Below are 19,163 nucleotides of genomic sequence, written 5' to 3'. Positions count from 1 at the left end.
TATGGATATGGAATGGGGTTTGCTTGGCCCGGAATCTCTGCCGCGAACCCGCCGTAATCGCACGCTGGGGCTGGGGTCTACGGTGCGGGCCTTCAATAATCTGGCCGTCCCCGGCTTGGCCGGCGTGTGGTACGGCAAGCAGCTGCTATTGACCACGCTGGGTATCGCCGTGGCGGAACAAGCCCGTAACGAAGGATTTCGCGTTACAAATATCGAGGCGGCCAATGCCATCGAAGCGCTGGCCTGTCGGCATGCGTTCGAGAGTAACGGCTGGCAAAGAGAGCTGCGCCTGCGCGGGCGCATCAAGCTACAAGGGAAAACCGACTGGTCCTTTAAAAAGGTTCGACAACGTAATTTTTATGTGGTCCAACCGATGCGTATGGCAGTCGGCCAGGCACTGCCTGCGCTGGGTTTTGTGCGGACGGACAGCAGTCTGTTCAATGCGTTTTCCTGTTCCGATTCGGGGCAAGCATTTGTTCAAGCTGCCACAAGGGAGTTTCGCCCCTATAACGGAACTGTACTCAACCACTTGGTCAAATGGGTCCAAGGGGATTCGCGGGTCGCTACGGAAACGCTCGGGAATGCTCTTTCGCCTCTCACGCCCTTGTCCGAGGACGCAAAATCGCTACTCCGCGAGCGGCTGTTGCAAGGTGGCCAAGAATCACCAGAATACAGGGAACGACGCCGCAATGCCCTTGCCTGGGTGGAAAGCCTGCGTAACAACCTTGCAACGGAACCCACATGGCAGAACCGCCCAAATCAAATTGCCAAGCAACATTGGAGCGACCTACGTGCAGGAGCAGTATTCTTTGTGGCTCGCAAGACCGCGTTGGATATTATCGACGCCGTGGAAGCCCATCTTGGCAACCAGAGCGGCATCCCCTGCTTGTCTTTACAGAAAGGATTGCCCGACACCTTGAAAAGAGACATCGACAAGCTCAAGGCTGCTGCCAGCGCGTACCTTGCTCTCAAATATCGCAACCCGGAGGCCCAAGCCTTCTGCAGCGAATGCACCCAAGATGATTCCTCTTCCCTGCTGCGAGCTTTGGTGAAGCGGGATAGCCAAGTGCTGCGCTTGGTCGGGGATGACATCAAGCCTGGTCCTGTCTTTCGCGGCCGCCTAGTACAGCCCGGTGAAGATGACGCAGATGAGGAAAGCTTTCTAGCAGGTAATCTATCGCTGCCCGACGGCATTTCGTATCGCGTTCGTAATCTCTACCTGTTCAACCTCGATATCAACGGAGAGCTCGACGCTTGGCTGAAGACTAAGCCAGAAGGAAATGAGGCACGAGCAGGAGCAACCCCTTGAAAACTCGGCCTTCGTTGGCGCAGCACTTTGACGCCCCGGATGACTATGTTGGCGCGTTTGGCTGGGTTTGTGGCTACTCGGGTGATGCCCAGTTTCTGAACGATGCCGCCGAGCGTTTCACCCGGCTCTCCAAAAACCAACGGGAAGCTCAGGGTTTCGTCGCGCTAGCGGTAATGCTCGATCCAATCAACCCATCTATTTCCTTTCTGGCTGCGCCAGGGGTCGCCCATCTGCCCTTGAAGCGTCTGAATGACAAACCGTTCCGGTTGCTGCACGCCAAGGTCGCACTCCTAGGTTACCGGCACCAGGTAAGCCCGGGCCGATGGCGGATGCGCTTGCTGGTTTCGACGGGCAACTGGACGTGGCAAACACTCGAAGAAAGCCTTGATCTCATCTGGCGCATCGAGGTGGACAGCGAAACGCTTGCTAAACAAGATCAAGACTGTGCGGACATTGCCGCTGCGTGGAATTTACTAACGTGGCTACAAGACTATTTCGATGTACGGCTGTTCAATGCCAACGAAAGGGGTAAGACAGTGCGGCAGGAAGTGGAGCTGTGGCTCGAAACGTGCAAAAAGCCCGCACCTGGCAACCAACGCTTCTTCGACAACCGCAATGCGTCGTTGTTGGAGCAACTTCCCAAAAAAGTTGCCGCTTACGGTAACGTGCGACGCAATTACCTCTCCATGGGCTCGGGGTTTTACGAGGGTAGCGGTGCTACGCATTCGGCACCCAATACTCCATTGCAAATCCGGGATGCATTGATCAATGAAAAGTTGCTAACTAAATGGCCAGAAATTGATCTATTCGTCAATCCGCAAGCCTGTCAGGGCGTTGCAGCAGGACATGCGGCGTTGTGTAAAGCGGGGTTTACCATCCGACCCGCAGCGGTGCCTGACTCGATCTTTGGCGATAACGCCCAGCGCAGTCTGCATGCGAAGTTTCTGTTCAGCGCAAATTGTAAAGAAGGTTCCAACAACTGCAGCAGCCCATGGATTTATCTGGGCTCAGGCAATCTGACCCCTGCTGGATTTGCCAAGCAAATGGACCCTCATGGAGGCAATCTCGAAGCGGGGGTCGTGTTCGCGCCGAAGCGGTTGTATTGGATACCCGCCGGAGACGATAGTGAGCCGTACGTGGTCACCAACCTGCTGCCCATCCAGTTCGAAAATAAATTAGAGGCCGCCGACCAACTGCAAGTCGGCGGTGAATTCGTGCCGGGTGAGGCGATCTATCTCGCCCCGCCTATTGCGTGGCTGCTTTGGCATGAAGGCGGTAAAGGGACCGAGCTGCAAACCGACGTGGCGCCCGATCCATCATGCGCGGTCGATGTGCTGGACATGAGCGATAATCCCTGTGAGAGGACTCAGGGCGGTTTTCGATGGTGCGGGAGTCAGCCGCGCCAGGTCACCATTCGGTGGCAATCCGAGGGAGCGACCCGCACGGCACAAATTCCCGTAGTCGATGCCTTTGGGCGCATCGCAGCCACACCCTTGCGTCCCATGGACATCGACGAAGCATGGTGGCAACTGGCCGACTTCCCACTGCCGCCCGAAGAGGATCGGGAGGCAGTGAGCGAAGGCGACGAGGACCGCCCCACGAAAGGCAATGGCGCAGGAGCAACGACCGTAGCGGCTCATGCAAGCTCGCCGATCCGCCAGATGATGGAGTTCATCGAAAACATCGCCGCGAGGCAGACTGCTCTCGATGTGCGTGACTGGCCCCTTTGGTGCGCGCGACTTGAGCAAACGCTGACGCAAGCCAAGGACAGTGTACCAGTAGCTTTTTTCCGGGAAACTCTCGTTCTCAATCCGCTCCACGCGCTAGTCCAGCCCCCATTCCGTCCAGCCTTTGCCGAAAGCAGCGCAACGGAAGAGGGGAAACGATACGAAGACACCCTGCGCAGGATCGGGGAAAGCTGGCGGGTTGCAGATCGCGGCAAGTTGGGAGGGTCGCTATGAATGCATCGTTTCGTGGTTGGGAGTGCGTCGCCGAATCCTTGCGTCAATTGGCGAATAGCAGTGCGATCAAGCTCAATGAAGGCCAGAGGGCGAGTCTTAAAGCGATTGCCAAGCGCTTACCAAAAAATGGCGTGATTGTCGCCGATGAGGTCGGCATGGGGAAGACGCGCATCGCGGCAAGCGCTGCACGCGCCGTCATGGAGGCTGGAGGCAGGGTGGCCATTCTGGTGCCGCCAGGACTGGGTTTCCAGTGGGGGGAAGAGTTGCGACAGGTGGGCATCATCAATGCGCCGCCCTTGCTGCGCAGCCTTTGGCAATACCTCAAGGCTTGGGAAAACCCGGGTGATCCCAAACCATGGTTCAACGAGCCGACGATTGTAATCTCCCATGCCTTCACGAATTGGCGACTCGGTGAGAACAGCGACCCTTGGCGCTGGGCTTTGCTTCCTCAACTCTACGCGCAATGGAGGAAGTGCCAAGAAGAACGTTTTCCGCGTGGCTTCCGCAACTACCGCAACCTGGGCGGTGAATGGGTCTGCAACGCGGCGCAGAGCATCATCAACGAAATAACAGAAAACCACGCTGCCCGGACCCTTCTCCAATCACTGGTTAAAAACACACCTTGGCCTGGCGCACTCGTTGCTGCTGAATACAGCAGCAACTCAAACCTTCGCCCCTCGCTCGAACATGCGGTCGGATTGGGGTTGGGAGTTTTCGACCTCATCATCATCGACGAGGCGCACAAAAGCCGAGGGACGGAGAGCATGCTCAACAGGTCACTGGATAAGGTCGTGTTACATGCAAAGGATGCGCGCCGCCTAGGGCTTACCGCAACGCCCGTGGAACTCGACGCCTCGCAATGGACTCAGATGCTGGAACGGCTGCAACTCGATCAGAACACTTGTAATATCGCGAAAAAGGCCATTGATGCCTACAAGGATGCCGTCAGCGCGGTCCGGCTGCGCCCGCATGATGAAGCAGCGCGCACTGTTTACAAGCAAGCGGCCAGTGCGTTCGAGACAGCGTTGCAACCGTTTCTTCTGCGCCGCGACAAGCGGCAGGAGAAGGCCATCCAGCAGTTTCGAAAATTGTCTGGTGAAAGCAACCACGCTTACCGGCAGGAGCGGGAGATCGCGATCGAAGCGACGCACTTGAAGCCGCAATGGAAGCAAGCCGTGTGTGCGGCGGAAGCTCTGTCATTCGTCTGCCGACATACGGATGACCCAATTGCCCAGCGCCTGCGCCTAACCTTAGGGAATGGCCACGGCATCGCCGCGCTGATCGACCAGGTGAAAGAAGATGAAAGCGATGACCGCCGACAGCGCGAAGAAGATTGCGTAGTCCAGCAATCCGACATGCAAGCCGAAGGCAAGTGCCTAGCAACGGAGAAGCCTGATGAAAAGCGCGAACAACGCGGCCAATGGTGGCGCGATGTCTTGGTCAGACCGTTCGAGAAAACCGAAGAAGATGCGGCACTCTACGACCATCCGGCCATTATCGCTGCAGTACGTGAGATCGAGGCCGTGTGCCAGCGCGGTGAGAAGGTGCTGGTGTTCGGGCGTTTCACCCGCCCGATGTGGGCTCTCGTACGACTGCTCAATGCCAGGGAGATGCTGCGCTGCCTCGATGCCAAGAAACCTTGGCCACAATCCAAGGTGCAGGATCACGATTGGCCGGCCATCCAAGTCGCACACTGCCAATTGCGGGGGACTGAATTTCTGGATCGGAACGCACTCGACCAAGCACTTGACAAGCAGTATAAAACGCTCGAAAACCGGCGTCGCCAACTGCGGGAGCGCCTCATTGAAAACATCGCGCTGGGCTTCAAGCAAAACCCGCCAGCACAGCATGTCGGAGCGCTATTTGATGCCTTCATAAGTGCAGAATCTTCCAACACAGCAGAAGATAGTGTTTTGATCCTTGTGGCGCGTGCCCTACACGAGCTGATGGGCGACTCGTTTGAGCATGCAAATGCAGCCGATTACGCTCATGCCTTTGCCGAGCTGGTGGTCGCCGTGATGGGCCGCGGCGAAGAGGAAACGGTTGGCGAGAGTAACTTGGAACAACTTTTCCGGGAACGACTCGACGAGGAATTCTCGAACCCCGAGGGAGACTACGCCCGATTGATGTATGGGGAAACCAAACCCGTAACGCGTCGTTTTTTGCGATTAGCCTTTAATCGAAAGCATGCAAATCCCAAGGTACTGGTCGCACAATCACTGGTTGGCCGAGAAGGACTCAATCTGCACAAGGCATGCCGCACGGTTGTATTGCTGCATCCGGAGTGGAATCCCGGCGTGGTCGAGCAGCAGATTGGTCGTGTTGACAGGATAGGCAGCCTATGGGAGGAAATGCTTGATCAATATAAACCCGAAGTTCATGAACAAAACCAGGATGTCCCGAGGATCGAAATTCGCCCGGTGATCTTTCGTGGAACCTACGACGAGCACAACTGGCAAGTGCTTCGCGAGCGCTGGGACGAAATGCGAGCCCAGCTCCACGGGGTTGTAATTTCTCAGCGTACTACTGAAATAAATCCAGATCTTGGTCGAATTGCAGAAGAACTTAATGCGGCCGCTCCATGTTTCTTTCCTGAATAAACCAAACAAATCGGTTTTCGCCAGAGCTAGATTAGAATATATTACTTTTTGGTTACGGGAGATCTGTGGATGCGTCGCGTATGATAGCAAATAGTTTCGAGTCCTTATTTCTGAATCCACGCGAATGTCGCATATGGGTCGGTAACGGTCAATCGAATTAGTTTCGGCTGTTTCTCAGTCAAGAGCAAACTTTATTACCCGTGAAAAGAGAGCTAGACGTTAGTCAGCCGCTCGTTGGAGAAGACCTTCCCCAATCTCGATCAAACCGTCCTTGTAGCTTACCAATGTCGGTCCCGTTGAGTATCAATCCCATTTCCCGGTTGGCCTGCAAGCTGGTTTGGGTGAAATTCTCAGAACCAATGAACGCAAGACGACTCCCCGCAATCATCTTTGCGTGCATGTACAAAGGTTTTTTCGGCATCAACCGAATCTGACAGCCATGAGCACGCAGGTATTGCACGTCCTGCTTGTCTTTTTCGCTGATACTAGACGGCAGAATCATGCGCAAATCACGGCCTTTGGTCGCCAAGGCATCCAGGATGAGGCGGTACGGTCCCAATTCTTCGCTCTCCACATCAATCGGCCCAGGTTGGTTGATCACTTGCAGCAGTTGCACCGCTGAAGTGCCAGGCGACAAAACCAGCACACGGTGCGCAAAGGCTGACGCTCGCTGATTGTTCCAGTCTGCCACAAAAACAGCGTGCGCCGCCTGGACCACGGCAGAATTCTTCGTGACATACAAATACTCCCGGTTACGATGAAAGGCCGACCAGTCGAAGTTGGCCGTGCCAATCTCGCACTCGTGCCCGTTGCAAAGGTATTTGGCGTGGTAAAAGGCGTACTGGTCGCCGTGGCTTGCACCCTGCAAAGGGCTGGTGAAGCGGTATGGCGCCAGATGCAATGTTGCCCCCGTCGCCTGAATCGCCCGCTCTTCCTTTTTCACCTGCCACGGCTTCATGCCATAGGGCTTGCCTTCGATGATGACGCGCACGTCCACGCCCCGCTTCCGTGCAGCCCGCAGGACATTCAGAATGGGGCGGTCCGAGAGGTAATAGACACCAACGTCGATTTCCCGTTTGGCCTGCCGGATGATCTGAATGATAGGAGCAGGTCCAGCATGTGGTTCGATATACAGCATGCTTCAAATGTCCTCCGTAGGTATTCTTACATCCCAGCCACAACAAGGTGTTTGCGAACCATGTCCGCGACCTGCTGGCGATCTGGCAAGGACAAATGCCCAAGCGTCTCCGCCATATCCTGATCGATCGTCGCGATCTTTACCGTGCGTACCACGGATGGTACCGGCAATCCTGCGCTATCGAGATCGGAAATACTGACATCGCCAGCCCATCCCCGGTTTTCCGCACTGGTGATCATGAGCACCCACAGCAGATGTGGCGAGTCGCTGCCATCGATGGTCGCAATGACCAAGGCAGGGCGATACTGTTGCACCGGGCGGTTCGTGTAAGGAAAAGGCACCTTCACCACGTCCCAGGCTTTACAGTTGCCCATACGCTTGCCTGTCCGCGTCACTATCCCATTCCGAGAAGACCGCGAAGGGATCCTCATCCATCCTGGACTTCGCCTTTGTCAAGATCACCCGACCGTCTTCAATATGGTAGGCGATTTCATCACCCTCCTGGACGTGCAATGCCAATCGAACCGACTGAGGGATGGTGGTTTGTGCCTTGCTGGTCAACTTGCTCGTAATCATTGAAAAACCTCGCGAGACTGTTACGCCTATATGGTAAGGAATGTCCTTACCATGCGCAAGGTTTTCCGCTTGGGGTATCAGTCCCAATGATCCCGACTGTGATACATTCGCCCATGATCAAAGCGCCAATCCGACCTCGCCAAGGCTTCTACTCGACGACGTTCGGCTTTCTGCCGTTCAGCGTGTTCCTTGTCGCGGGCATCACAGTGTTGTTTGAAACTGGACGGCTCATAGGTGCTGTTCGGAAGGTATATAAACGGCACATACACCACGGCAAAAAACAACACAGGGAAGAACACGAAGAACACGGCCAGATACTCGCCGATCACCGGAATCTTCAGCCAGACCGGCAACAGGCAGTATCCCACCACAAAGAACCACACGATAGCTTTCTTCATCACACGACCTCCAAATCAACGGGACCACCGGCCCCTTACCCTTAGCGCGGATTGTCTCGTCAAACTCATTCGCTATGCTTCAGGCCGCCGCCCTGGGCCTGCACGCCGCTGGTGTCAGCCTCTCCAGGTGATAGCATCGTTTCTGCCGCTTTATGCAAATCCGTGAAATTTTTGTGGTGCTCACGGAACGTTTCCATCGTCCCGGCAACCCCCCCTTTCTTCTCCTGTCCATTCCCAGCTTGAGCATTGGGTGCCTGCACCGCATTGGATGCTTCACCCGATCCCGCGCCTGATCCACCCCTGGGCGGTGGCGGAGGTGCCTGCACCGCATTGGCGGTAGCGGCGTCCGCAGCGCCAGGCATGGCGCCGCCAGCGCCTCCCATATCACCCGTTGCGCCTGCCGCACCACTGGCGGCCCCACTCATGGACCCCGCTGCGCCACTTGCTCCTGCGTCCATCGCCGCCGCCTGGGCACCCGTCATGGCGCCCGCCGCTCCCGACCCGGCACCCGCAGCAAGGGCCGCGCCGCCCGTCGCAACAGCGGCCACACCTACGGCGGCTGCGGCAGCACCTGCCGCGACCAGGTCGCCGCCGGAAAGAGTGGAAGAACCGGTCAGAACGCTACTAGCAATGCCAGGCAGCTTTTTGGTCAGCCATCCAAGCAGCAGAAAGAAAATCAGGATTTCGCCGTACCCTTCAAACAGTCCGACTGTGCTTGTTCCATTCTGCGAGGCAATATCGAGAATGGTGGTAACGCTGTTCCCAAGCTGGGTCTGAACAAATCCGAGCCATAGGGTCAGCACCAATAGCCGCACCCCTACCGACACCGCGTACTTGAAGAATCCCTCGGCATACTGGACCGTCCAGCGGCTGCCAGAAAAACCCAGCATCAAAGCACCCACGGATCCCACCAGCAGCGCTTCCATCTTGACCGCAAAGAACTCGATAACGACATAAACCACGATGAGCAAAACAATGAGCGCCGTGATACCGCCCAGCATGATTCCCAGCACATCGCTCAAGGCCGCCGTGCCTATATGCGTAACGTCGTAAAGCCATCCGTGGCTTTGCGCTGCATGTGGCCCTTGGAGCAGAGCCGTCCAAACCTGCATCAGGGTATTGAATATGGACGTAACCGTAACACTCTGCGTTCCTCCCGCCTGTTCACCGGTATTCTGGAACCCCTGATATACCCATTTCAGCAGTTCCTGACTGTTCAGCAGCACCGTGTAAAAAAATCCGATGGTCATGAGCTTCTTGAGGAATGACGTGAAAATCTCATGAACATCCTTCCCACCGATTAGCCATTGCGCCACGAGATAGACAAAGTCGATGCCAAAAAGCGCATAGAAGATATCCTCGGAAACGGACAGAATGGTCGTGTACCAGCTCGTTACCACATTGCTGAATGCAGTAACAAAGGGGGAGACGGTTCCGGTCGCCGCATCCGCGGGAATAGCAAATCCCAGTAGCATCAGCCCGAGCAAAACCGGCAGAAGGACAGACAGTCTGGCACGCATCGGATTTTTCTCCTCAGTTCAGCCAGCCAAAGTTCGGCCTGCCATAGGTAACTGGTTTAGTCGGCTTTTTGCCGGTGCCATAAATCAGCTCGGCATTGTCGGCTGCCTGACAGTTGGCCTCTCGGTAGCGTGACACCTTCTTGTGATCCTGGCAGTACGCCTGCGCCTTCTCCTCCGCTTTTGGATGCTTGGCATAGTACGCCTGGGTATAGACCGGTCTGTGCCCACATCCTGCCAACGCCAAGGTCAACAAGCCGACCACTACAAAATGCTTCTTCATAAAAAATCTCCCGGAAAAAGGGGACCGGGCCATCCAGCCCCCGTTACCCATAGCGCGGATTGTCTCGTCAGTTCAGCCACCCGAAACTCGGATTGCCGTAGGTAACGGCTTGACCAGTGCCGTTCAAATCGTTGTTGAGCTGCTGCGTGGCCTCATTCTGGGCGTTCTGCGCCGCCAGATGCGTTTTCGCAATGGACGCCTGCAAACTCGTCTGCGCGGAGACGGTCTGCTGCAATTGCGCCAACTGGGTCAATTCCGACTGCCCAACTTCGGCGCCTGCCTGGAGCAAGGCGTTCCGACTCCCCGGATTCTGTAACGCTTGTGACACCGCCTGCTGCGCCTGGGCGACCGTCGCATAGTTCGAGGGATTCAGGTTTGCCTGCTGCAGGGCATTGTCGATGCTGCTGGAGAGATTCTGGCTGATCTGCTGATAGTTCTGGATGTAATTTTCCATTTCCGAACTGCTGGCAGCGTTGGTATTCAGATTCTGGGACTGGCTGGCGATGTTTTGGGCCTGCGTGGACAAGGACTGCGCCTGATTCGCCAGATTAATGAGCTGATCAAACGACCCCTGCATCTGGCCCATCAGCGAGGACGGGATGTTGACCATGTTTTGTACCATATTCTGGTACTGCTCGATCTGCGTTTCCACCTCCTGCGCCTGCCTGGCAAGCTGTGAAGTGGCGGTGATCTCTTGCACGATTTGCTCAGGAAACGTAGCACCCGCAATTTCCCCGCTGGCCAGGGCGGGCAGTGGGGCCAACGGGACTAGAGTCAGCATTACAACAACAATACTGCGTTTCACCAACGGGGTTTGTTTCACGGCGGGTTCCCTCCCAGAAATGAAGATTCTGGGAGGGTATAGCCAACGGGAAAGGGGATCGGCAGGCCCCTCATTTTTTTGAGGTCAAAACCTTGCCAAGTGTAACGTCTGGTATAGGTCGTTCAAATAATCCACCCAGCTCCCCCGGACATTCTCTGGCAGCCGCTCCTGCAGCCACTGGACGGGCCAGGTCGGCCCATGCTGGTCCCGCAACTCGGCTACCCGCTTCACGTCGCGGGGATCCGAGATGGCGCAAAACGCCAACGCCACCGGCCCCATGGCAAAAGAGACCAGGCGCTGCCCCAGAGGGCTGCTGATGTAGTAATCCTGCTTGGGTGTCGCGGTCTGCAAAATCTCGATCTGCTTATCCGCCAACCCGAAGGCCGTGTACATGGGAAGCAGAGACGCGGAACCGGCCTCCACGTTCGGCAGAAAAATTTTGGTCGGACAACTCTCCTGCAACACCGGCAGCAACGGACTACCGATCAGGTCCGCCAAGGACTGGGTGGCGAAAATCACCGCCGCATTCTTTTTGCGCAGAACCTTGAGCCACTCCCGGATCTTGGCGAGAAAAAGCGGGTTATCCAGCAGAGTCCAGGCTTCATCCAGCACGATCAGCGTGGGACGACCGTCCAGCAGGGTTTCGATGCGATGAAAAAGATACAGAAGGACCGGCACGACAATCCCCTTGGCCGAATCCCCCTGAGGCAAGCTGTCCATCTCGAAGGTGAGGAAGCGGCTCGACAGATCCAGTCCATCTTCGCGGGCATCCAACAGGTCGGCGTATTTTCCTGTTCCGGTATACACACCGATCGCCTGCTTCAGGCGCTCGTCCTGCAGGAGGGAAACCGCATCGGTAATGGACCGTCCCTGCTCCTGGGACAGGCCCTCGATGGCCTGGTGGATGATCGTCCGCTCTTTGGCTGTTACGACCACTCCTTGCAGGACGGCCAGACTTTCCAGCCATTCTTCCGCAAATACCCGTTCCCTCGGCTCGTCCGAATGGACCAGCGGAGCAACGGTCAGGCGGCTGTGCTCGCCCCCCAGATCATAATGTTGTCCGCCTACGGCCCCGGTCAGAGCAAAAAGCGAACGGCCCTTGTCAAAAGCGATGACACGGGCCTCGCGATAGCGGAGCCACTGCGCGGCCAGCAGTCCGAGCACGCTGGATTTGCCCGCACCCGTAGGCCCCAGAATGATGCTATGTCCCACGTCCGACACATGCAGATTGAAGCGGAACGGCGTACTGCCGGAAGTCTTGGCATAGGTCAGGCACGCCGCCCTTATGCCGTCCTGCTTCATAAGGGGACTGGGACAGTCCGCATCTCCCGCCCATACGGAGGTCTTGGGCGCAAGATCGACGAAATTCAGGCTGCTGAGGATGGGTCGGCGCACGTTTTCCCAAGTATGTCCGGGCAGACTGCCTAGGAAGGCCTCCACCACATTCACGGTCTCGCGTTTGGCGATGAAATTGGCGTTGCCCAAAAGGTTCATCACGATGCGGGCACGATCTTCCAGCACCTTGGCATCGGCTCCACGCAGGACGACGGTAGTCGTGAAATAGCCCAGTCGCACCACGCCACTGGATATGTCGGCGTCCGCCAGCACCGTCTCCTGCTCCATGCCCGCCTTGAACTGGTCTGCCTTGCTTTGGTCAATATGTCCCTTGTCCATCGCGGCGGACAGGTACTGGCGCAAACTGAACTTGGAGCTGGACCATTTCTCCCGGTACTTCTCCACCAATTTTTTGGATTCCATCTGGTCCTGGAGAATAAACCGGGTGGTATACCGGAGTGGGAAAGGCAGGTTGTGCAAGGCTTCCAGCATTTCCGGACGGGTACGGTCCGGGTAGCCCGTAACCGTCACGACCTCCAGGTGCTCGCCGTCCAGAGACGGCTCCAGCCCACCCACGAAATCATGATGGCCCAGGAGCACGTCCAGATAGGCGGGGATTTCCGGAGGGTTGACCCCGTGGGTCCGGCCTGTCAGGCACTCGTGGTAGTGGGTGAGCACCCCTCTGGCATCCAGCGGCATCAACAGGAACCGCTGTTGCAGCAGACCGGTGACAGACGCCAGGGAATCCTCGAATTTCTTGAGCAGGATGTCAAAAGTATCCCGCTGAATATCCTTTTTGGATTCGACAAACATTTGGCCTGCAGTTACCTCGGATTCCGGCGGTGTCTGCCAGGTAAAATCCAGATAATAGCGGGACAGAAAATGCATACCCTCCTTCTCAAACTGCAAACGTCGCTCGGCGTCGATCAGGGCGGATACAGGGTCAGAAAAAAACAGACGATCTTCGTCGATGTAACCATCCGCCGGAACCCGGATGGCACTGTCGTGGATCGCCCAGCCCGCGCCGAGTCGAATCAGTGCGGCATTAAAAATGGCGGATACCCGGTTGGTCGCAGCATACGACAGGCTTTCCAGATCGGGGCCGGAAAAGCGCAGACTGGACAGAAAAGAGCCGTCCTTGTTCAGCAATACCGCGCAGGGCTTGCCCAGTACCGAGATTTCCCCCACCAGAATGGCAGGGTTGAGCAGATCGGGCAGTGCCAGATCCTGGCTGCGGAACTCCTTGACGTTAAGCATGTTTCGTTCCTTTGCGACTCAGCATGGAAAGCAGTTTGGTCGTGGGTGCCGTGGTTTGCGACTGGGGAATCTCCCGGTACTTCGCGTCCAGGGTGGCCGCGTCTCCGTAAAAGGTCTGGTACTTTCGGGCGCGTTGCACCAGGCCGATCATCTGCGCATCTGATTTTGCCAGGCGCATCAGGACTGCCTGCACCAGAATGAACAACGACACCGCCACGATGATTCCTGGAATGGACATGGTGAGGAAATACACCACCATCGCAAACACGGCGTTGTACATCGTCGCCGTGCGCTCCGCCCCCATCACGAGATGGGGACGGACGAGACTTTGGTACAACCGTACCTGCCGCGTGCCGTCCATCGTCGTCCTCCTTTGCGTGCTTGCTCCTCAGAGGCCCAGGCCGTGAGCCAGCGTGGCAATGAGCCCTGCGTGCTGGCCAATGACCGCAGCCGAAATGCCCGCCTGCTGCCCGAACCAGCCGTACTGTGAAATGATGAAACCGCCGCCCGCAGCAGTCCCAATACCCACTGCCGCTTTGCCATAATCATGTTTGAAGGCGTGGATGGCGCCGTAACCAATGCCACCGGCGACACCGATAGATCCGATGGCAGGCATGAAGTTCGTCTGAATGAAATTGCTGATGCTCCCGAAAGGGCCACCACTGGCGGCCATGGCGACAGTGGTGCCCAGAAGCGTCAGGCCCATACCCGCCAGAACCTGCCAGTTGCGGCGGAGAGCCGAACCACCCTTGTGCTGCTTTGCGATACCCTGATTCATACGTTGTTCCTCTTGCAAGAAGGTTGGTCCCAGAATCCAGAAGCGCGCGAACAGGACCATTCCGACACGCTCCAGCCAGATCGGCTAATGGGGTATAGCCAGGCGAAAAGGCGATCGGTAGCCCATTTCCGGGGTAGGGAATCGCCGCACGAAACCATCCCTCCTCCCAGGACCGCTATGGATGTGCCGCACCTTTATCGTCCATCGGCGTGTTGTGAACGATGAGCATCCGGTCTCCCATGAGCACGAATGTTCCCTGGATGTAGGGGATATTGAGGATTCGCAACAGCAACTTGGTGGCCGGTGCAGGATGATTGTAAGGAATGTGCTCGCCAATCATGGCGTAATCCGGGCCGGTGAACTGCACATGGATGTGCAGCGCATGGGCCAGATACGTCAAGGCTCCGCGCTCGGAGTATCGAAACCGCGAAGGCAGCGAGACAGGCTGATAAAAGGCAGCCGGAAAACCTTGCGGGGCGCATTTAGGCTGTTTAGGCTGCGACTGCACGGCGACTGGCTGCGGCAGCTTTAACGTCACTGTGGGATCGGTTGCCACGTGCAAAACGGGTGCGGTAGCAAAAAATCCTGTCCCCGCCACCGTCATATTTGCCAGTAGCGCGCCCGAAAGCACCATGGCCAAAGGCTTGGATGTTACGGCATACCACATGATCATTTCCTCCGGTCAAAGCCGTGTAAGGCTATACACGCCAAAAATATCCTTGCCCCAGATGCGCCCCGGCAGCCAGGGCCAGACGGTAATCGGCCTCCGTCTCGATCCATTCCACGATGATGCGGGAATTTCCATACGAGAGAGGTTGGCAAAGATCGTTCAGATACTCCGGACCCCGGTTACGGATGGCCTGAAAATAGGGGCCATCGATCTTGCAGAAGCTGGCTTTCACCGCTTCGGCTCTTCCCAGTCCATCCACTCCAGCGCCCACGTCGTCTATTGCCAGAGAGAACCCCAGTCCTTTCAAAAAATTGAACTTCGCCAGAATGGTCACCAGGTTTTCCTCATGGAAGTGGTGTTCAGTCCACTCCACAACGATTCGACAGGCATGATCCCGCATGGAACATAAGGACCGGTAAATCTGTTCGTCCAGAACCTGATCCCCATCCACATTCACAAAAAGTCCCCCATCCGTCGCTTCCAGCAACTTCGGAATTTCCTCTGCCAGAAAGACGTACCAGTCCCGCCACTCGCATTCATTCCAGTGTGGGCAGACCTGCGCCCCGGCCAGGAGTTCGTGCCCGATGACAATGCCTGTGCGCAAATCCACGATGGGTTCCAGGCGGTACGGTTTCATCGCTCGCCTCCCTCCCAGATCGCCGTAATGCGGCGACCAGCCGGATGGGAGGCATCACGGGCAATCTGCACCACCACATTCACCGCTTCCTGAATCAGGTCCCGTTGTGAAGGCACACCGGCCTCCTGGCAAAGCTGGTCGAGGCGAATGAGCGCTGCTTCCGGACTGTTGGCGTGCAGGGTTGCCAGACCACCTGGATGGCCGGTGTTCCAGGCTTTCAGGAGCGCGAGCGCCGCACCGTCCCGAACCTCGCCGACCAGAATGCGGTCAGGGCGGTACCGCAACGTGAGTTTCAGGAGTCGGGTCATGTCGATACCCGCGTCCAGATCCGTCAGCATCTGTACCGTGTTGGGTGCCTGACAGACGACCTCGCGCGTGTCTTCGATGATGACAACGCGCTGATCCAGCCCGGAGATCGTGGCGATATGATCAGACAGGGCATTGAGCAGAGTCGTCTTGCCCGAGCCCGTACCACCACTCACCAGAATGTTCCTGCGTTGCTCAATGGCTGCCACCAGTCGCGCTTTTTGCTCGGATGTGAGAATCCCGACTCGCTCATAGTCGTCCAGCGAAAAAATCTTGGTTGTAGGCAACCGGATGGAAAAAGTAGGCATGGGCGTCAGGGACGGGATGCACCCCGCAAAGCGGGAGCGCCGGAACTCCGGCGGCATGGCCCCCTCTACGATGGGGCGCTCTCGCCCGACCACCGTTTGGCGGTAATCCGCCATGAGCGCCAGGAAGTTCAGCGCCTTCTGAGGGGGCATCCGGGTCAACTCCGTGATGCCTTCCCCATGTCGTTCGACCAACACCCGGCCATCGTCATTGAGCATGATTTCGACTGCTTGTGGGTCCTCAAACACCGCGCAAATCGTCTCCCCCAGAATCCGGCGCATCTGTTCAACCAGCCGGGAGTGGGATTCCGCCCTGGCTTTGTCAATGGAGTGGATGCCGGCCACAGGATTACTCATCGTCATCCCCGCCATGGACACGCACCTCCAGTAATCTGGCGATTTTCCGCAACGCCTGGGGACGGTCTCCATCAAAACCACTGCCTGCCACCTGCTTCAGAAACCGCTCATAGCGGGTCAAGGCCGATGACTGGAGCGCCTCAGCCTCATCCAGTAGTGGTTCCGGCAAATGCAGGAGCATGAGTTTCACAAAGAGATCGAACATGGCCGTCAGGGTATCCAGCCCCGCCTGTACGGCTTCCACTTCCCCGCGCGTCGCGAGTAACGTCGCCGAGAGGCGGCGTTCCAGACTCGCCCATTCACTGTCTTTGCCCGAATCCGCGGCCTCGATCCCGCGCAAGGCATACTCGGACAACAACGCGGCCTTCGAGACGCGCTTTTCAGCAGCTTCCGTCTCGATGCGCTCCGCATACTGACCAACCAGCTTTACCTGTCCATATACCGTAGGCATGAAGTCCTCTCAGATGGATTGACTGTCTTGGTATAGCCAGCCCAAAAGGGGATCGGTACCCCGGTGTTATTCCAGATCCACATCATCCAGGCCCGGACCCGATTTCTTGGGCCTGATGCCAGACCTGTCGGGACGTTCCGGTACTGCTTCTCGCGCCTGCCTGTCGGCTTCCTGCTTTTTCTGCTCTTCCCGTTGCTTTTCCTGCGCCCGGCGACGCGCCCGTTCCAGTAGCTGCTCGTGCCAATACCGCTGAAAACCCGTGCTGGCCTCCTTGGCTGGCTGCTGATCGGCATCAAGGGCGTCGTCGAGGGCCTTGTCGGGGATTGGGACAGGCGCGGGCTTGTCCGGAATCACCAGCCCATAATCTTCTACGCGGGTATAGGCGATGGTCTTGCCATCCTTCGCGAACGCCTTACCTTCGATGGCGACCAGATGCCGCAATTGCAGGTTTTGGGCAGCGCGGGCTTTTTCGATTCCCGCATTCTGATACACGATATGCGCCCGGTAATCCGTACCCTCGATCAGGACGTAACTGCGGTCAAATTTCTCATCCAGTCCGGTACCCAATACCCGGCCCACCAGGCGCTCACCCGGCCGGATTTTCGTGACCTGGGGCGGGCAACGCGGATCCGTCATCAAAGCGCGAGCCTGGGACACCATCTTCGACCGAGTCTGTAGCACTTCCAGCTCGCGTAGTCCCTTGGTCCAGCCAGCATCCAGTACCCAGGTGGACGAGCCCATCTTTTCCGCAAGCCCCAACCGCTCCAGCGATTCCAGGCGCTGCATCCGTAATCGCTGATCGGCATAGCCCCGGTCTTGGGGCTTTGCTACCCGTTCCGCCAGAAAAGACCTACCCTCCCCCAACGGCTTTGCCATCCGCTCGATCTCCCGATCCAGGGACGTAAGTTTGCGGGCATCCACCTGTTTTTCCCGAGCGCGCCGGATTTCCTCCGGCGAGCGGTAGCCCAGGCGCTCCGTCACCAGACCGGAGGCCAGATCCCGCATTCCCATCCGGATCATCTCCGGCGCGATCTGCAGATTGTTGTTGCCACGGATCAGTAGATGGACATGGGGATGCCCCGTGTTGTAATGCTCGATGGCCGCCCACTCTATCCGCTCCGAGTGTTCACTCAGATGGGGGGCCAGCCGGGCCATGTATTCTCGGGTGTACTCGCGGATCGCCAGACGGTCGCCATCCTCGGGAGACAGAACGACCTTGAACAGGCGGGGATCACCCGCCATCTGCCACTCGTTTAGGCGTGAGGCAAGAGAGACTTCCTCATTTTTGGCATCAAATCCCTGCCCCCGCTCATCTTCCTTCTGGGCGCCCTCCCGCTCCAGATAGCTCCCATGTGCCGCCCACTGGCCCTGCTTGCGGGCCGGCGCATAATTCACCTTCACCGTCACCCTGCGGGCAGCCACCTTGTCCGGAGCTCCTTGCGGTGCAGGCTTGATCGGTTTACGCCCAAAAAGAGCGTGGGCAGCGGAGCCCGCACCACGGGACCCGGAAACGGACCGTCTTTCCGCCGTAATCCGGCGCACGACCCGCGCGGCCTGCGGACGACCATGACGCTCTTCGTCCTCAATCGTGCGCCCACGAACGAAAGACTTGCCCGATACCGAGGTTTCGGAGCGCTTCTCGCTCATCGCAAAAACCCGCTATACAGTACGAGCAGAAACAGAGCGATCAGTCCCCAGCCAGCCACTTGCCAAATACGCCGGGGCTCCTCGTCATCCACTGCCTGAACAAAGCAGCCCAGCGCTGCCAGCAATAACAACAAGGCACCAGAGGGGGCCATGAGGAACGCGCCCACCACACCGCCGACACTGCCGTCAGACATCCAGGAGGGAGTTCCTTCCTTCGCCAACACATAGCCAAAGGACACTCCCAGACCCCAGATCACCGCCAACACGCCCAGAATGGCTAACAACGGTTTGGCCCACTCTCCAAAGGACTCTGGCCTTTTCTTGGGGTTAACATCCACAGACGGGCTCACTGCCGTGGGTTCCACTTTCGGCAAAGCCATACCGACCATGTCCGGCGAAACGGTTTCCGCATTGGGCGTGGCTTTCGTCACACAGACAGTCGGCGGAAGCCGTACCTCACGGCCGAAAAGCCGTCCCACCCACTTCCAACGGGGAACCCACATCGTTCCGCCAGGCACATCCGACCGCAATGCACGCGGCGGGATAGACTGCGGTGGGCCTGATGGTTTAGTCGCAGACATCCGGATATTCCTCCAAAATGCGGCGACGCGCGTAGTCCATCAGGTCCCGCTCCCGCGAATGATAAAAGCCTTCCACCAACAGCTTTTTAACCAGCATTTCCGCGTCATCGCCGAGACTCGCTGCCAGCCAGTCAGAGATCTGTTCGTCCGTGTCCATGCCGTAAACGGTGAACAGCAACGGTAGAGACCGGGCGGGGTTGTTGAGAATCGCCAGCGCTTTTTTCTGCATCCAAA

At 57.4% G+C, this 19,163-nt stretch carries 20 protein-coding genes; 3 read left to right on the top strand and 17 right to left on the bottom strand.

All coding sequences use genetic code 11. From position 1 onward, the window contains the following. The first annotated feature begins 1 nt into the window (after position 1). Genes AB4090_RS02490 through AB4090_RS02480 form a run of 3 tightly spaced genes read left to right on the top strand, consistent with a single transcriptional unit; the run spans position 2 to position 5,870 of the window. On the top strand, positions 2-1,309 hold the full coding sequence (locus AB4090_RS02490; protein WP_369572273.1) for a hypothetical protein: 1,308 nt from the start codon (positions 2-4) through the stop codon (positions 1,307-1,309). Further along, on the top strand, positions 1,306-3,270 hold the full coding sequence (locus AB4090_RS02485; protein ID WP_369572272.1) for a hypothetical protein: 1,965 nt from the start codon (positions 1,306-1,308) through the stop codon (positions 3,268-3,270). Before AB4090_RS02490 ends, AB4090_RS02485 begins: the two co-directional genes overlap by 4 nt. Then, entirely contained in the window at positions 3,267-5,870 is a 2,604-nt protein-coding gene (locus AB4090_RS02480) for a DEAD/DEAH box helicase family protein (RefSeq protein WP_369572271.1), read from the top strand. Before AB4090_RS02485 ends, AB4090_RS02480 begins: the two co-directional genes overlap by 4 nt. A gap of 223 nt (positions 5,871-6,093) precedes the next feature. Here AB4090_RS02480 and AB4090_RS02475 read toward each other — a convergent pair whose 3' ends face one another. The 17 genes from AB4090_RS02475 to AB4090_RS02395 form a co-directional block, all read right to left on the bottom strand. Beyond that, positions 6,094-7,008, bottom strand: coding sequence for a phospholipase D-like domain-containing protein (locus AB4090_RS02475; RefSeq protein ID WP_369572270.1), 915 nt, complete (start codon positions 7,006-7,008; stop codon positions 6,094-6,096). Between the two features lie 26 nt (positions 7,009-7,034). Next, entirely contained in the window at positions 7,035-7,382 is a 348-nt protein-coding gene (locus AB4090_RS02470; RefSeq protein WP_369572269.1) for a type II toxin-antitoxin system PemK/MazF family toxin, read from the bottom strand. Continuing rightward, positions 7,369-7,584, bottom strand: coding sequence for an AbrB/MazE/SpoVT family DNA-binding domain-containing protein (locus AB4090_RS02465; RefSeq protein ID WP_369572268.1), 216 nt, complete (start codon positions 7,582-7,584; stop codon positions 7,369-7,371). Before AB4090_RS02465 ends, AB4090_RS02470 begins: the two co-directional genes overlap by 14 nt. Before the next feature lie 77 nt (positions 7,585-7,661). Continuing rightward, positions 7,662-7,982, bottom strand: coding sequence for a hypothetical protein (locus AB4090_RS02460; protein WP_369572267.1), 321 nt, complete (start codon positions 7,980-7,982; stop codon positions 7,662-7,664). A gap of 65 nt (positions 7,983-8,047) precedes the next feature. Continuing rightward, positions 8,048-9,502, bottom strand: coding sequence for a P-type conjugative transfer protein TrbL (gene trbL / locus AB4090_RS02455; protein ID WP_369572266.1), 1,455 nt, complete (start codon positions 9,500-9,502; stop codon positions 8,048-8,050). 13 nt (positions 9,503-9,515) lie between these two features. Beyond that, positions 9,516-9,782, bottom strand: coding sequence for an EexN family lipoprotein (locus tag AB4090_RS02450; protein WP_369572265.1), 267 nt, complete (start codon positions 9,780-9,782; stop codon positions 9,516-9,518). 67 nt (positions 9,783-9,849) lie between these two features. Then, on the bottom strand, positions 9,850-10,605 hold the full coding sequence (locus AB4090_RS02445) for a conjugal transfer protein TrbJ (protein WP_369572264.1): 756 nt from the start codon (positions 10,603-10,605) through the stop codon (positions 9,850-9,852). A gap of 84 nt (positions 10,606-10,689) precedes the next feature. Further along, complete coding sequence (locus AB4090_RS02440) at positions 10,690-13,197, bottom strand: conjugal transfer protein TrbE (RefSeq protein WP_369572263.1); 2,508 nt, start codon at positions 13,195-13,197, stop codon at positions 10,690-10,692. After that, positions 13,190-13,558 (bottom strand): VirB3 family type IV secretion system protein, encoded by a 369-nt coding sequence (locus AB4090_RS02435; RefSeq protein ID WP_369572262.1) that lies wholly within the window; start codon positions 13,556-13,558, stop codon positions 13,190-13,192. Before AB4090_RS02435 ends, AB4090_RS02440 begins: the two co-directional genes overlap by 8 nt. Before the next feature lie 27 nt (positions 13,559-13,585). Then, complete coding sequence (locus AB4090_RS02430; RefSeq protein ID WP_369572261.1) at positions 13,586-13,975, bottom strand: hypothetical protein; 390 nt, start codon at positions 13,973-13,975, stop codon at positions 13,586-13,588. 175 nt (positions 13,976-14,150) lie between these two features. Continuing rightward, positions 14,151-14,642: a hypothetical protein gene (locus AB4090_RS02425; RefSeq protein ID WP_369572260.1), complete on the bottom strand. Its 492-nt coding sequence runs from the start codon at positions 14,640-14,642 to the stop codon at positions 14,151-14,153. 31 nt (positions 14,643-14,673) lie between these two features. After that, a complete protein-coding gene (locus tag AB4090_RS02420; protein WP_369572259.1) occupies positions 14,674-15,282 on the bottom strand; it encodes an EAL domain-containing protein in 609 nt (202 codons plus the stop codon). Then, positions 15,279-16,265: a P-type conjugative transfer ATPase TrbB gene (trbB, locus tag AB4090_RS02415; RefSeq protein ID WP_369572258.1), complete on the bottom strand. Its 987-nt coding sequence runs from the start codon at positions 16,263-16,265 to the stop codon at positions 15,279-15,281. The genes AB4090_RS02420 and trbB overlap by 4 nt, the downstream gene beginning before the upstream one ends. After that, positions 16,243-16,701: a hypothetical protein gene (locus AB4090_RS02410; protein WP_369572257.1), complete on the bottom strand. Its 459-nt coding sequence runs from the start codon at positions 16,699-16,701 to the stop codon at positions 16,243-16,245. The genes trbB and AB4090_RS02410 overlap by 23 nt, the downstream gene beginning before the upstream one ends. Positions 16,702-16,767: 66 nt before the next feature. Next, positions 16,768-18,348 (bottom strand): DUF3363 domain-containing protein, encoded by a 1,581-nt coding sequence (locus AB4090_RS02405; RefSeq protein ID WP_369572256.1) that lies wholly within the window; start codon positions 18,346-18,348, stop codon positions 16,768-16,770. Continuing rightward, positions 18,345-18,779 carry a hypothetical protein gene (locus AB4090_RS02400; RefSeq protein WP_369572255.1) on the bottom strand — a complete coding sequence of 145 codons (435 nt, stop codon included), beginning with the start codon at positions 18,777-18,779 and terminating at the stop codon, positions 18,345-18,347. The genes AB4090_RS02405 and AB4090_RS02400 overlap by 4 nt, the downstream gene beginning before the upstream one ends. 136 nt (positions 18,780-18,915) lie before the next feature. Further along, positions 18,916-19,158 carry a hypothetical protein gene (locus tag AB4090_RS02395; RefSeq protein ID WP_369572254.1) on the bottom strand — a complete coding sequence of 81 codons (243 nt, stop codon included), beginning with the start codon at positions 19,156-19,158 and terminating at the stop codon, positions 18,916-18,918. Positions 19,159-19,163 lie beyond the last annotated feature (5 nt).

Origin of the sequence: Acidithiobacillus sp. IBUN Pt1247-S3, from assembly GCF_041146875.1 — a bacterium.
Classification (GTDB): Bacteria; Pseudomonadota; Gammaproteobacteria; order Acidithiobacillales; family Acidithiobacillaceae; genus Igneacidithiobacillus.
The sequence above is the reverse complement of the archived record's forward strand: the minus strand, read 5'-3'. Positions and strand labels throughout refer to the sequence as shown.

Excerpts from the sequence above, each read along its gene's own strand:
- AB4090_RS02470 (WP_369572269.1), bottom strand. The coding sequence starts at position 7,382 with ATGGGCAACTGTAAAGCCTGGGACGTGGTGAAGGTGCCTTTTCCTTAC.
- AB4090_RS02395 (WP_369572254.1), bottom strand. The coding sequence starts at position 19,158 with ATGCAGAAAAAAGCGCTGGCGATTCTCAACAACCCCGCCCGGTCTCTA.
- AB4090_RS02410 (WP_369572257.1), bottom strand. The coding sequence starts at position 16,701 with ATGCCTACGGTATATGGACAGGTAAAGCTGGTTGGTCAGTATGCGGAG.
- AB4090_RS02440 (WP_369572263.1), bottom strand. The coding sequence starts at position 13,197 with ATGCTTAACGTCAAGGAGTTCCGCAGCCAGGATCTGGCACTGCCCGAT.
- AB4090_RS02475 (WP_369572270.1), bottom strand. The coding sequence starts at position 7,008 with ATGCTGTATATCGAACCACATGCTGGACCTGCTCCTATCATTCAGATC.
- AB4090_RS02450 (WP_369572265.1), bottom strand. The coding sequence starts at position 9,782 with ATGAAGAAGCATTTTGTAGTGGTCGGCTTGTTGACCTTGGCGTTGGCA.
- AB4090_RS02425 (WP_369572260.1), bottom strand. The coding sequence starts at position 14,642 with ATGTGGTATGCCGTAACATCCAAGCCTTTGGCCATGGTGCTTTCGGGC.
- AB4090_RS02405 (WP_369572256.1), bottom strand. The coding sequence starts at position 18,348 with ATGAGCGAGAAGCGCTCCGAAACCTCGGTATCGGGCAAGTCTTTCGTT.
- AB4090_RS02480 (WP_369572271.1), top strand. The coding sequence starts at position 3,267 with ATGAATGCATCGTTTCGTGGTTGGGAGTGCGTCGCCGAATCCTTGCGT.
- trbL (WP_369572266.1), bottom strand. The coding sequence starts at position 9,502 with ATGCGTGCCAGACTGTCTGTCCTTCTGCCGGTTTTGCTCGGGCTGATG.
- AB4090_RS02435 (WP_369572262.1), bottom strand. The coding sequence starts at position 13,558 with ATGGACGGCACGCGGCAGGTACGGTTGTACCAAAGTCTCGTCCGTCCC.
- AB4090_RS02420 (WP_369572259.1), bottom strand. The coding sequence starts at position 15,282 with ATGAAACCGTACCGCCTGGAACCCATCGTGGATTTGCGCACAGGCATT.
- AB4090_RS02490 (WP_369572273.1), top strand. The coding sequence starts at position 2 with ATGGATATGGAATGGGGTTTGCTTGGCCCGGAATCTCTGCCGCGAACC.
- AB4090_RS02465 (WP_369572268.1), bottom strand. The coding sequence starts at position 7,584 with ATGATTACGAGCAAGTTGACCAGCAAGGCACAAACCACCATCCCTCAG.
- trbB (WP_369572258.1), bottom strand. The coding sequence starts at position 16,265 with ATGGCGGGGATGACGATGAGTAATCCTGTGGCCGGCATCCACTCCATT.
- AB4090_RS02430 (WP_369572261.1), bottom strand. The coding sequence starts at position 13,975 with ATGAATCAGGGTATCGCAAAGCAGCACAAGGGTGGTTCGGCTCTCCGC.
- AB4090_RS02460 (WP_369572267.1), bottom strand. The coding sequence starts at position 7,982 with ATGAAGAAAGCTATCGTGTGGTTCTTTGTGGTGGGATACTGCCTGTTG.